The following is a 12,308-nucleotide window of genomic DNA, read 5'->3' as shown; positions in this document are numbered from 1 at the left end:
ATATGCGCGGATTACATCAAGGTCAGAAGTAATAATCTTCACTAAAAGACCGTATATATGACAGCAAACCTGTCCCTGCTATCGTTGAATGACACCTTGCAATACTGGAGGAGACCATATATGAACTTTGGATAATAAATCTATCTCAAGCAGAGCTCTGGTTAGTTAAATACTTAAAAAGCACGGTTTTCTAATTTAGAAGCCGTGCTTTTTTGTGTTTTATAAACGCTTAATCTAAATTAAATAGTAACCACTATGCGACCGTTAATTTCACCTTTGAGCATATCATCAAAAATTTCGTTAATGTCCTCTAAACGCTTTTCTTCAATAATTGCTTTTACTTTACCTTGAGCGGCAAATTCCAAGCATTCTTGCAAATCTTTACGTGTACCAACAATAGAGCCAACTACTGACACACCATTAAGGACAGTATCAAAAATAGGAAGTGGCATATCCTCTGCAGGTAATCCCACTAATACGCATTTACCGCCACGGCGTACACTTTTATAGGCTTGTTCAAACCCCGCTTTAGACACCGCAGTACACACAACACCATGAGCGCCACCTACTTGTTCAAAAATAGCTTCGCTTGGAACCACCTCTTTAAAATCGAGTGTTATATCTGCGCCTAGCTCTTTAGCAAGCGCGAGTTTTTCTTTACCTGTATCAACAGCTATTACATTAAAACCCATTGCTTTAGCGTACTGTACTGCTAAATGACCAAGCCCGCCCACACCAACAATAGCAACCCACTGCCCTGGTTTAGCACCGGATACTTTTAATGCTTTATAGGTTGTAACACCTGCACAAAATAATGGAGCAGCCTCAGAAAAACCGAGTTCTTCTGGTATTTTTACAACGTAGTCGCCATGCGCTAAACAATATTCTGCATAACTACCGTCAATAGAATAGCCAGTATTGTGCTGCGATAAACACAGTGTTTCTTTGCCATCTAGGCAAAACTCACAGTACCCACATGCACTATAGAGCCAAGGAATACCCACTCTATCGCCAACTTCTAAGTGCTTAATGTTGCTTCCGACTTTTTCGATAACACCGACACCTTCGTGCCCTGGTACTAATGGCATTTTTGGTTTTACTGGCCAATCCCCATGACAGGCATGTAAATCTGTATGGCAAACACCACAGGCCGCTATTTTTACTAAAACATCGTTTATTCCCACCTCAGGAATTGGTAGGTCTGTTATTTCTAATTTACCTTTGTATTGAGTATTAATTGCAGCTTTCATAGTCATTCCATCGTATGTGAAAAAAATTAAAAATAAGGATTTATTTACGTATTGTTGTGTACAACATATCCCAATATAGATGTATAAATATTAATCTAAATCATATTTTAGTCATTTAAATTAACTTATAAGCCTGCTAAGAACTTGCTATCCATAATGAGCGTGCTAGCATTTACTTTCTGAAATTACTGAAAGTTACTAAGCTATGAGTTTATCCGAAAAGAATTTTGCCTTTGTAATGCATTGTGGTGAGATGGGCAGCCGCTGGGGATTCAATCGTACGATCGGACAAATGTGTGGTTTGCTGATTATTACTAAAAACCCAATGACAGCTAATGAGATTGCAGATGCACTTAGTATTTCTCGCGGTAATGTAAGTATGGGCATTAAAGAGCTGCAATCGTGGCAGTTAATTAAAGTACAGCATATTCCTGGCGATCGTAAAGAGTACTACGCCCCTGCTGGCGATATTTGGGATATGGCAAATCGCGTATTTGAAGAACGTAAAAAACGCGAAATTGAGCCCACCTTAACGCTACTACGCGATAACTTATTAGACGAAGCCAGTAACGACGATGAACTTTACGCACAAAAACAAATGGGTGAGATTCACAACCTACTTGAAACCGTCACTAAATGGTCATCAGAACTACAGCGTTTAACGCCAGAGCAACTTAATAAGCTAATGAAGCTAGGTTCTGGAATTGGTAAAGTTATTGACCTAAAAGAAAAGATATTCAAAAAAGAATAAAGCCGCAATTGCGGCTTTATTTATAGGTATATTTTAAAAATTAGATTTTTGGATAACCAATTCTATCCGACAAGTAACCTACACTAGTAGCAAAGTAATACGAGCGATTCCAATGCATAAACACTTTGTAGTTATCGTACGCTAAGTACATACGGCCATTTATATCATCAGGCATAACCAGCGCAGCACGTACGTCTACATTAGGTAAATCAGAGCCATCAGCTTTACGTACACCCAGTGCTTGCCAATCAGCTAATGAGCGCTCTGAGTCGTTCCAATATTCTAACCACTGCTTGCGAGTTTTTGTACCACGCACTAAAACGTATTTACTATCAAAGTTTTCAGGTAACTGAACTTGGCGACCCCACGTAAGAGAGTCGTTCCAGCCTTCTTGCTTTAGATAATTAGCAATTGAGGCAAAAGCATCTTCTTTTGTAGTCCAAATATCTTTACGACCATCGTTGTTGTAATCAACCGCGTAAGCATTAAAAGAGGTAGGCATAAATTGCGTTTGCCCCATTGCGCCTGCCCAAGAGCCTTTAAATTTATCAAGCGTTATGTGGCCCGACTTTAAAATATCCAGTGCAGCCCAAAGTTGGCGCTTATAAAGTGCTTCTCGGCGTCCATCAAAAGCAAGTGTCACTAATGATGAAATAACGTTATGACCGCCTTGAATTGTACCAAAGTTACTTTCAAGGCCCCAAAGCGCGACTATAAAGCGTGCTTGTACGCCAAACTCTTTCGCTACTTTTTCAAGTACCTCTTTGTTTTCTGCGTAAAGCTTACGTGCGCGGTCAATTTTCCATTGTGGTACACGTTTTGGTAAATACGTTTCAAGGGTTTCTTTTACTTCTGGCTGGTTTTTGTCAGCCGAAACGACTTTTTCTTTATACGTTGCTGTTGCAAACGCATCGTCAATAAGTTTGGCTTCGTAACCTTTTGCGATAGCTTCTTGCTTTAAACTCGCTAAATAATCTTGAAATTCAGCCTGAGTTTTTGCCATAACAGGTGAGCTTAAACATACACCACATAATATAACGATAAGTTTTTTAATCACTATCAACTCCATTGTCTTTTCGTAATTGGCTTAGCAAATTTTGCTCAGGTGGTGGAATTTGTAAGTAGTAGCCTTTATCAGGATTTGATAACGCTGCTTTTACAGTTTCTAAATCTGCCCCACCCAAATGCTCACGTTTTGCTAAATTGATGATCATCACATAAACAGGTTGACCAAACATGGTCATCAAAGGTTCCGGAACTTTACTAAAATCATCTCTTTTTTCAACAAATAAGAACGTATCCGCTTTTTTCTTACTTTTATATACTGCAGTGAGCATTATGGCCCTATAAATTCTTGCTTAACAATGCCGCACACTATAACATGAGAGTAATAATAAGTTAGAAAAATTAGATTAGAAATTTCAATAAAGGCCCTATTCAGCCTACGTTTATCTAAAATTAATTTCTAATCAGACAAATCAATTGAGCGTGTATGTCGGACCAAATTTTTGAGTTAAAAGGGAATCTTTTTACGTTATCAGTTTTGCATCTTTATAGTACTGATATAAACCTTTTAGCAGAACAACTGTATGTAAAAATAGCCCAGGCCCCTAAGTTTTTTGAGGGTGCGCCTATTGTCGTTAATTTAATTGAAATTAAAAACAGTTCACTTGATTTTGTTCACTTAAAATCATTAATCGAGCGAATGAGTTTTAATGCGGTTGGTGTGTGTAATGGCTCAGATGAGCAACATACTCAAGCAAAGGCCGCTGGCTTATCTGTTTTAAATTATTCACAAGACGTTAAGAGCGAACCTGTTAAACAAGAGCCCAATACATCGATTGTAGAAAAAACGGTGCATTTACCAGCGCAAATTATCAGCGGTACAGTTCGCTCTGGACAACAAGTTTATGCAAAAGATAGAGATTTGATAGTACTTGGCGCAGTTAGTCATGGTGCGGAAGTCATTGCCGATGGGAATGTGCATATTTATGGCACGCTACGCGGTCGCGCTATTGCAGGCGCAAAAGGTTTTAAAGAAGCACACATTTTTTGCCAAAAACTTGAAGCCGAGCTGGTTTCAATAGATGGTAACTACTGGATCAGTGATTCGCTACAAGGTGAACATTGGGGAAATGCAGTGCAAATACAACAAAAAGACGAATCATTAGAAATTTCAGCTTTGGTTAAAGGATAAATCTCATGGCAAAAGTAATTGTCGTTACCTCAGGTAAAGGCGGTGTTGGTAAAACAACATCAAGTGCTGCAATTGGCACAGGCTTAGCGTTAAAAGGCTATAAAACAGTTATTATCGACTTTGATATTGGTTTACGTAACTTAGATTTAATTATGGGTTGTGAACGCCGCGTTGTTTATGACTTTGTAAATGTAATTAATGGTGAGGCAAACCTTAACCAAGCGCTTATTAAAGATAAACGTGTAGATAAATTATTTTTACTACCTGCTTCACAAACTCGTGATAAAGATGCTTTAACACGTGAAGGTGTTGAACGCGTACTAAATGAACTAAAAGAAGACTTTGATTACATAGTATGTGATTCACCAGCAGGTATTGAAGCTGGCGCTATGATGGCAATGTACTTTGCTGATGAAGCAATTGTTACAACAAACCCAGAAGTGTCGTCAGTTCGAGATTCAGATCGTATTTTAGGTATTTTACACAGCAAATCAAAACGTGCTGAAGAAGGCCTAGAAAATATTAAAGAACACTTACTATTAACACGCTATAACCCTGGTCGTGTTGAAAAAGGTGAAATGCTATCGGTAGAAGATGTGCAAGATATTCTGTCAATCCCATTATTAGGGGTTATTCCTGAATCGCAAGCGGTATTAAGTGCTTCAAACTCAGGCCAACCTGTTATATTGGATACAGAATCTGATGCAGGCCAAGCTTATTCTGATGCAATTAACCGCTTACTAGGTGAAACCGTCGATTTTCGCTTCTTAGACGTTGAGAAAAAAGGCTTATTTAAACGGATTTTTGGAGGTTAACGTGTCTTTACTTGACTACTTCCGCTCAGAAAAGAAAAACAGTGCGTCACTAGCAAAAGAGCGATTGCAGATCATTGTCGCGCACGAGCGTTCTCAACGAGGAACGCCGGATTACTTACCACAATTAAAACAAGATATTTTAGATGTGATCCGTAAATACGTGAACGTAAGTACCGATGCAGTTCAGGTTCAGTTTGATCAAAACGAAGACGATTTAGCCGTACTTGAGCTAAACGTTACACTACCTGATGAAGAAAAGAAGTAATTGAAGAAAGGGCGCTTTATAAGCGCCCTCTTTATTTTCTTTTACTTTGTAATAACTTTCTAAATATCTACGTTTTAATCCCTTGCATGCAACTAAAACTTTTCTACTATGTAACACAAAAATTATAGATAATACCAATTCGCTTAATTAAGTGATCTATTTTGAGGATGGAAAAACGTGTTGATAGCTAGGCAAAAAAATCGCTATTTAGTTGTTCTAAATGAGATTTTTTTAACACAGGTAACGACACGTTTAGCGCCGCAAAATGATTAAGTATTATTGCGGATTGGTATAAGTATTACACAGTAAAAAAATATCTAGTCTTAAGTATCCCATTCTTTTAAAGCGTCTTTAACATAGGTATAACGCCAAGAGCTTAATAAATCAGGTTTTATATGACTTTGTTTTTGCTCATTAGTTAACTTCCAATTCCAACTAATCAATTGATTAATTTGCTTTTTAGAGGCCATAACGTCTTCTGGTATATTGTGCTCTTTAGCGACTTTAGTGATCTTTTGTTTAATATCTTTGGCTACTTTCTTATAAATAGGAAAATCAATTAAGCGCTTAAGCACTTCAGGATGCTCAGCATCTGGTACTGCTTTGGCAACTTCAATACACTTGATTATATCTACACCAGAGCGATTAACTTCAATAGCTTCAACTCCTGGAATTTGACGTAGTGCATTTAAACTTGAAGGACCACGTTTGGCAATTTCAGTCATGTTATGTTCTTTTAACACAAAATTTAGCGCTAAATTTTTCTTAATGGCTTTGTTTCTGCGCCATACAGCAAGTTCTTTTAAAACCGCGAGTTCGTGCGGTTTGAGTTGCCATGCATTTTTAATATCTTTATATAAAAGCTCGTCTGGTGTTTGAAATGCACGTTTTTTAGCTATCAGCTCACTCTCGTTTATTACAATGTCAAAGAACCCAGCAGCATTAATACGCTCTATAATCAGCTCGAAACACGGCAATAAGTAAAAAGTATCTGCAGCAGCATAATCTAATTGTTTTTTAGTTAACGGACGTTGCAGCCAGTTAGTGCGTGACTCACTTTTATCTATTTCAATACCTTGCAACTCTTTTACCATAAGGGCAAAGCCCATACAGTTACCTTCCCCAAGTAGCTGCAACGCAAATTGTGTATCAAAAAGTGGGGATGGAACAAAGCCTGCGTATTTTTGAAAAACCTCAATATCTTCTGAAGGAGAATGCAGTACTTTTAAAACACTAGGATCTTTTAGTATTTCCCAAAAATCGAATAATGAGAGCTCAGCTAACGGATCGATAAGCGCTAAATGCTCACCATCAAAAACTTGGATAAGTGCAACTTCTGGATACAAAGTGCGACGACGCATAAACTCAGTATCAATAGCTAAAATAGGCTTATTTTTTATTTGTTCAACAAAAGTGTTCAGTTGATTTTGGGTTTCGATCAATTGGTATTGCACTTAATCTCCTACAATAAAAAAGCCGACATATGTCGGCTTTTTTATAGGTTGCTAATCTTTCAAGGCTCTTCGGAGTATTTTACCTACGTTAGTTTTAGGTAACTCATCCCTAAACTCTACCAGTTTTGGGACCTTGTAATTAGTTAAATTATCACGACAGTGACTTATTATATCTTTTTCAGTTAAAGAAGGGTCTTTTTTAACAACAAAAACTTTAACTTGTTCACCACTTACATCGTGAGGAATACCAATAGCAGCAACTTCAAGCACACCTTCGTGCATAGCCACTACCTCTTCTATCTCATTAGGGAAAACATTAAAGCCAGATACAATGATCATGTCTTTTTTGCGATCTACAATAAAGAAGAAACCTTCATCGTCATAAGTTGCAATATCACCTGTTGCAAACCAGCCATCTTTTAAACATTCAGCTGTTGCATCTGGTCGCTTGTAATAGCCCACCATAACCTGCGGGCCTTTCACACACATTTCACCCGGTTCACCTTTAGCGGCTTCTTCACCGTTATCAAGTATTAGCTTAATCTCAGTATTAGGCGCAGGCAAACCAATAGAGCCATTATATGCTTCTAAATCATAAGGACTAATAGTTACTAATGGAGAACATTCTGTAAGGCCATAGCCTTCCATTAATTTCGAGCCAGTCACTTTTTGCCATTTTTCAGCAACAGGACGTTGCACGGCCATACCGCCACCAAGTGACATTTTTAAATGACTGAAATCAAGCTCAGCAAAACCTGGTGTGTTTAATAAACCGTTAAATAACGTATTAACACCAGTAATAGCAGTGAATTTATGCTGACCTAGCTCTTTAACAAACCCAGGCATATCTCGTGGATTTGTGATTAATATATTTAAACCACCGTACTTCATAAACGTCAGGCAGTTAGCTGTTAAAGCAAATATATGATAAAGCGGTAAAGCGGTAACAACAACTTCTGTACCACGATTTAACACTTTGTCTAAACAGCCTGAAACCTGCTCAAGGTTACCAACCATATTGCCATGGCTCAGCATTGCCCCTTTTGATACACCTGTTGTGCCACCGGTGTACTGTAAAAAAGCAAGATCGGACAAGCTCATTTCAGGACGTGTATATTTAGTTTCGTCTGCAGCTAAAACGTCTGAAAAGTTAATTGTGTTTGGTAAGTTGAACTTTGGCACCATTTTTTTAATGTGCTTCACAACAAAGTTAACTATGTGCTTTTTAAGCCCACCAACCATGTCGCCTACTTGCGTTACTACAATGTGTTTAACATCAGTGTGCGCAAGTGACTTTTCAAGTGTGTCAGCAAAGTTTGCTAAAATGAAAATAGCGGTAGTGTCAGAATCCTTTAGCTGATGCTCTAATTCACGCACAGTGTAAAGTGGGTTAACATTTACAACCACACAACCTGCACGTAAAATACCTAAAATGGTGACTGGCGTTTGTAGTAAGTTAGGCATCATTACGGCAACTTTGTCGCCTTTTTTAAGACCTAAATCATTTTGAATGTAGGAAGCAACTTTTTTTGTTGCTGTATCTATTTCGCTATAAGACAGCGTTTTACCCATATTAGTAAATGCAGGTAAATCGGTGTAGTCAGTAAAACTTTTTTCGAACACTTCGAGTAACGAGTTGTAATGCTCAGGATCGATTGTTTCAGGCATACCCTCTGGGTAGCGCTTAAGCCAGATTTTTTCCACTCTTAGCCCCTGTTTATAATTATATTTTTATTAACCTTAATCTAAGTAAGGCGCTTTAACAATTGAGCAAATACTCTAATGGAGGAATAATCCCACATTTTACGTAAACTTACAATTAACATGCACCATTTTGCAGCATAAAGTCTTGAATATGCTTAAAACAGTGTTCACTACTTTGCATATGACAGTGGTGCCCACCATCTACATTAATTACCTTTAAGCTATTGTAATAACTAATATACTTTGCCAGATTTTGTTTTACAAACGAATAACCTTCGTTACCTAAAATTAATTGACACGGTGCAATTAAATCTTTTATTGCACCAATACATTGCGCCTCATCAAACCTAAAACCTGAGTGATTTTTAAGCTTTGGATCAGTTGTTAATGTATAACCATCTAAAACCGATTTTATATTTCGCTGCATTAAAAGAGCAATAAGCTCATTATTCAAATCGGTTGTTTGAGCACGTGCTTCATAAATAAGCTCTTTCGATTTATAAACTCTCTGCTTCTTATTTTTTAAACGCGCTCTATTTAATACTGCACTTTTTAGCTGTTCACATACGCCTTCGCTAGGAGTTGTAACACACCCAATCCCCTCAATAAAGGTAACAGATTTTACATAATCACCAAAGCAACTAGCAAAAAGCCCTGCAACCATGGCTCCCATCGAATGCCCAACTAAATGAACTTTTTTAACACCAAGCGCATTAATAAGTTGGTACACATCATCAATATAATCAACAAAATAATAATGTGCATCATCACTTCGCCAAGATGATAAACCATGCCCAACAAAATCAATACAGTACCAAGTGTGCTTTGGCTTAGCTTTACTTAACATTGGTATAAAACTGTGGCAATTATCTAACCAACCATGCAACGCTATTACTATTTCATCCCCAGAACCTACTTTTAAGCCATGAATATTCAAGTTATTGGTTTCAATATTAAATGGCTGCACGGCAAGTCCTTTATTAATTTAGAGCATCATTATTTATAGCATACAAGTTGTCAGACCACTAACCGAGAAAATGGTGCAAAATTCGCTATTTAATTATCTTGATGATCTAAAGAAAGCAAAAAATATAAAATAAATTTTAAACAATATCATAAGTTTAATTACAAAAAAAATAAGCTGATCTTTTTAAATATGTTTGCTTTGTATACCTTTTAAACAATTAAAAGGTGATAGCATTATATGTAGTTAAGCTATAACCAGTATAATTTAAATAAATAGAACTAACAGCGTTAACTACAATTCTATTCATATAACCCCAAATTATAAATATCTTAGATATTCATTTATTTATCATACTATCTGTATACAATATCAGCGGCTATTAAATAAGGTACACTCATAAGGTACACAACCATGAAAAAACAGATCAGCTTATTAGCGCTTTTATGCACCGCTTCTGGTGCTTACGCAGAATCAGCACCTAAAAATGTAATTTATATGATTGGTGACGGCATGGGTCCGGCTTACACCACTGCTTATCGCTATTTTAAAGACGACCCTGCAACAAAAGAAGTAGAAGGCACGGTTTTTGACACTATTTTAAAGGGTATGGCTCGTACCTACCCTGATGACCATACTTATGTGACAGACAGCGCAGCAGGTGCTACAGCACTCAGTAGCGGTCATAAAAGTTACAATGGCGCAATTGCAGTAGATACAGACAAAAAATCAGTTAAAACCATGCTTGAAATAGCAAAAGAGCGCGGTATGACAACAGCGCTTGTAGCAACTTCACAAATTAACCACGCAACTCCAGCAAGTTTTGCGGCGCATAATGAATCACGTAATAATTATAATGACATTGCCAATGATTACATCGACAACAAAATTGCGGGTAAATTACCGGTTGATTTAATGCTTGGTGGCGGTACTAAATACTTCATTCGTGATGACCGTAATTTAGTTGATGAATTTAAAGCCGCTGGTTATCAATATGGCGACGACATTAAAAACCTAGGGCAAATTACACAAATACCTGCAATTGGTTTATACGCATCTAAAGGCTTACCTTTTGCATTAGATGAAAACCCAACTCGTCTTACTCAGTTAACGTCTAAAGCACTTGGTTTATTAGATAATCAAAACAAAGAAGGCTTTTTTGTGATGATTGAGGGCAGCCAAATTGATTGGTGTGGTCACTCTAACGATATAGCCTGTGCAATGGCTGAGATGGATGATTTTGCTAAATCAATCGAAAAAGCAAAAGCCTATGTTGATAAAAATAAAGATACTATATTAGTCATAACGGCCGATCATTCAACAGGCGGGTTAACCCTTGGCGCACATGGTCAATACAAATGGGAAACTGATGTAGTAAAAGGTGTTAAAGCAACTGCTGATAAACTAACTCAACTTTTACTGGATTCTGATGATTTAAAGCCAGTATGGACTGCTAACACCAATATTGAATTTACAACTGAAAACCAAATAAAACTTGAGCAAGCTAAAAAAATGGGTGAAAAAGCGCTTAATTTAGCTGTTAAGAGTATTATTAGCGATGCAAGCTTTACTGGCTGGACAACAGGCGGACATACTGCTGTAGACGTGCAGGTATTTGCCTATGGTAAAGGCAGTGAACAATTTATTGGTTCACAAAATAATACTGATATAGCAGATAAGCTGATTGGCTTTATTAAGCAGTAAGCTTTACGTACTTTTGAACACAAAAAGCCCGAACAAATGTTCGGGCTTTTTATTAAATTTTATAGCTGTATTTATCTAAAGCGCTTAAATAAGCGTTAAGCGTATATATCAACGCCTATTAAATTTTGTACTTCTGCTCTGCGTTCTAAATTAGCAAATTCAGTATAAGTAGAAATCGCTTTGCTTACTTGAGCTGTCGGTTGGTCGTAAATTGTTTGGCTGTATTCATTGCTTTTAGCACTGCTTTTAAACAGCTGATTAGCCAGTTCAACACCCTCAACACTGTTTTTTACGTAATCGGTATTCGTTTTTTGAGCAGCTGGCTGGTCTAATAAACTCTGTGGTTTATTAGTAACAACTTGAGTAGAGCTAACCCTACCCGGAATATCTCCGGTGTAAAAACCTGAACCAATAGGCAGCGTCATTACGCATCTCCAACCTTAATAATGCATAAAATTATGATTTAAAAACAACCAATTTGCAAATAATATGATTACTCACGTCCTGGTAGCTTTTTCCACGTTACCGTATCGCGCACATATTTAGGTTGAGCGTCACTCGCTTTTACAACGTCACCCGCTAAAAACGCGGCTTCAACATGCGCTAACATATAACGTGCATCAGGCAATGTAATATCAGTATTAATTGTCACGTTTTCAAAGTCATTAAGCGCATCAGGATAGGTTTTAAAACCTGTGCCCACTGCTACAGATGGCTCAGTGGTTGCTATATACTCATTGTTTAGTAAATCAGGTTTTATAACGCATTCTTGGTTAACTAAAAGCATTAGATTATTTTGCGCTTGGTAATGTGCAAAGTATATCTCCCCCATACGCGCATCTATACTTGGATAAACACTCAGGCTGCCGTGTTGTTCAAACGTTTGTTGAGCCATAGTAGCCAGTGTAGACACACCAACAAGCGGCAAATTAGTTGAATACGCTAAACCTTGCGCTATAGCAACACTAATACGTACACCGGTGAAACTACCTGGCCCCTGGCCAAAACCAATTACGTCTAAATCTTTTAATTTACAGTTTGCTTTAGTTAACAGTTCATCCACAAGTGGAAGTATTTTTTGGCTGTGCTGCTGCGGACACTCTTCAAAATGATGAAACGTTTGGCCCTGGTAATGTAAAACAATTGAAAGTGCTTCAGTTGAAGCATCAAGGGCAAGGATATTACTTTTGATCATTTTAGTACT

At 37.5% G+C, this 12,308-nt stretch carries 13 protein-coding genes; 5 read left to right on the top strand and 8 right to left on the bottom strand.

Annotated elements, in window-relative coordinates; genetic code table 11:
* Nucleotides 1-239: 239 nt before the first annotated feature.
* Nucleotides 240-1,250, bottom strand: a complete 1,011-nt coding sequence (gene adhP / locus H4J63_RS01140) for an alcohol dehydrogenase AdhP (protein WP_182193886.1) — start codon at nt 1,248-1,250, stop codon at nt 240-242.
* A 205-nt stretch (nt 1,251-1,455) separates the two neighbouring features.
* Between adhP and H4J63_RS01135 the strand changes: the two genes are divergently transcribed.
* Complete coding sequence (locus H4J63_RS01135) at nt 1,456-2,001, top strand: GbsR/MarR family transcriptional regulator (protein WP_024596846.1); 546 nt, start codon at nt 1,456-1,458, stop codon at nt 1,999-2,001.
* Nucleotides 2,002-2,041: 40 nt separating this feature from the next.
* On the opposite strand, the gene H4J63_RS01130 is transcribed toward H4J63_RS01135, so the two are convergent.
* Complete coding sequence (locus tag H4J63_RS01130) at nt 2,042-3,058, bottom strand: lytic transglycosylase domain-containing protein (RefSeq protein ID WP_182193884.1); 1,017 nt, start codon at nt 3,056-3,058, stop codon at nt 2,042-2,044.
* Nucleotides 3,051-3,338 carry a YcgL domain-containing protein gene (locus H4J63_RS01125; RefSeq protein WP_008134235.1) on the bottom strand — a complete coding sequence of 96 codons (288 nt, stop codon included), beginning with the start codon at nt 3,336-3,338 and terminating at the stop codon, nt 3,051-3,053. Before H4J63_RS01125 ends, H4J63_RS01130 begins: the two co-directional genes overlap by 8 nt.
* A gap of 155 nt (nt 3,339-3,493) precedes the next feature.
* Here H4J63_RS01125 and minC point away from each other — a divergent pair, with 155 nt between their 5' ends.
* Genes minC through minE form a run of 3 tightly spaced genes read left to right on the top strand, consistent with a single transcriptional unit; the run spans nt 3,494 to nt 5,278 of the window.
* Nucleotides 3,494-4,198, top strand: coding sequence for a septum site-determining protein MinC (gene minC, locus H4J63_RS01120; protein ID WP_024596847.1), 705 nt, complete (start codon nt 3,494-3,496; stop codon nt 4,196-4,198).
* A 5-nt stretch (nt 4,199-4,203) separates the two neighbouring features.
* Nucleotides 4,204-5,013, top strand: a complete 810-nt coding sequence (gene minD / locus H4J63_RS01115) for a septum site-determining protein MinD (RefSeq protein WP_004334708.1) — start codon at nt 4,204-4,206, stop codon at nt 5,011-5,013.
* A 1-nt stretch (nt 5,014) separates the two neighbouring features.
* On the top strand, nt 5,015-5,278 hold the full coding sequence (gene minE / locus H4J63_RS01110) for a cell division topological specificity factor MinE (RefSeq protein WP_004334706.1): 264 nt from the start codon (nt 5,015-5,017) through the stop codon (nt 5,276-5,278).
* Between the two features lie 323 nt (nt 5,279-5,601).
* On the opposite strand, the gene rnd is transcribed toward minE, so the two are convergent.
* The 3 genes from rnd to H4J63_RS01095 form a co-directional block, all read right to left on the bottom strand.
* Nucleotides 5,602-6,732 (bottom strand): ribonuclease D, encoded by a 1,131-nt coding sequence (gene rnd, locus H4J63_RS01105; protein ID WP_182193881.1) that lies wholly within the window; start codon nt 6,730-6,732, stop codon nt 5,602-5,604.
* A gap of 51 nt (nt 6,733-6,783) precedes the next feature.
* Complete coding sequence (gene fadD / locus H4J63_RS01100) at nt 6,784-8,436, bottom strand: long-chain-fatty-acid--CoA ligase FadD (protein ID WP_002960239.1); 1,653 nt, start codon at nt 8,434-8,436, stop codon at nt 6,784-6,786.
* Between the two features lie 115 nt (nt 8,437-8,551).
* Nucleotides 8,552-9,403, bottom strand: a complete 852-nt coding sequence (locus tag H4J63_RS01095; RefSeq protein WP_002960241.1) for an alpha/beta hydrolase — start codon at nt 9,401-9,403, stop codon at nt 8,552-8,554.
* Between the two features lie 411 nt (nt 9,404-9,814).
* Here H4J63_RS01095 and H4J63_RS01090 point away from each other — a divergent pair, with 411 nt between their 5' ends.
* A complete protein-coding gene (locus H4J63_RS01090) occupies nt 9,815-11,104 on the top strand; it encodes an alkaline phosphatase (RefSeq protein WP_182193879.1) in 1,290 nt (429 codons plus the stop codon).
* A gap of 95 nt (nt 11,105-11,199) precedes the next feature.
* Here H4J63_RS01090 and H4J63_RS01085 read toward each other — a convergent pair whose 3' ends face one another.
* Both H4J63_RS01085 and tsaB read right to left on the bottom strand, forming a co-directional pair.
* Nucleotides 11,200-11,529 carry a hypothetical protein gene (locus tag H4J63_RS01085; RefSeq protein ID WP_182193877.1) on the bottom strand — a complete coding sequence of 110 codons (330 nt, stop codon included), beginning with the start codon at nt 11,527-11,529 and terminating at the stop codon, nt 11,200-11,202.
* 68 nt (nt 11,530-11,597) lie between these two features.
* Complete coding sequence (gene tsaB, locus H4J63_RS01080) at nt 11,598-12,299, bottom strand: tRNA (adenosine(37)-N6)-threonylcarbamoyltransferase complex dimerization subunit type 1 TsaB (protein ID WP_149603698.1); 702 nt, start codon at nt 12,297-12,299, stop codon at nt 11,598-11,600.
* Between the last annotated feature and the right edge of the window lie 9 nt (nt 12,300-12,308).

Origin of the sequence: Pseudoalteromonas sp. 5Ae-yellow (assembly GCF_014077565.1) — a bacterium.
Taxonomy (GTDB): Bacteria; Pseudomonadota; Gammaproteobacteria; order Enterobacterales; family Alteromonadaceae; genus Pseudoalteromonas.
The sequence above is the reverse complement of the archived record's forward strand: the minus strand, read 5'-3'. Positions and strand labels throughout refer to the sequence as shown.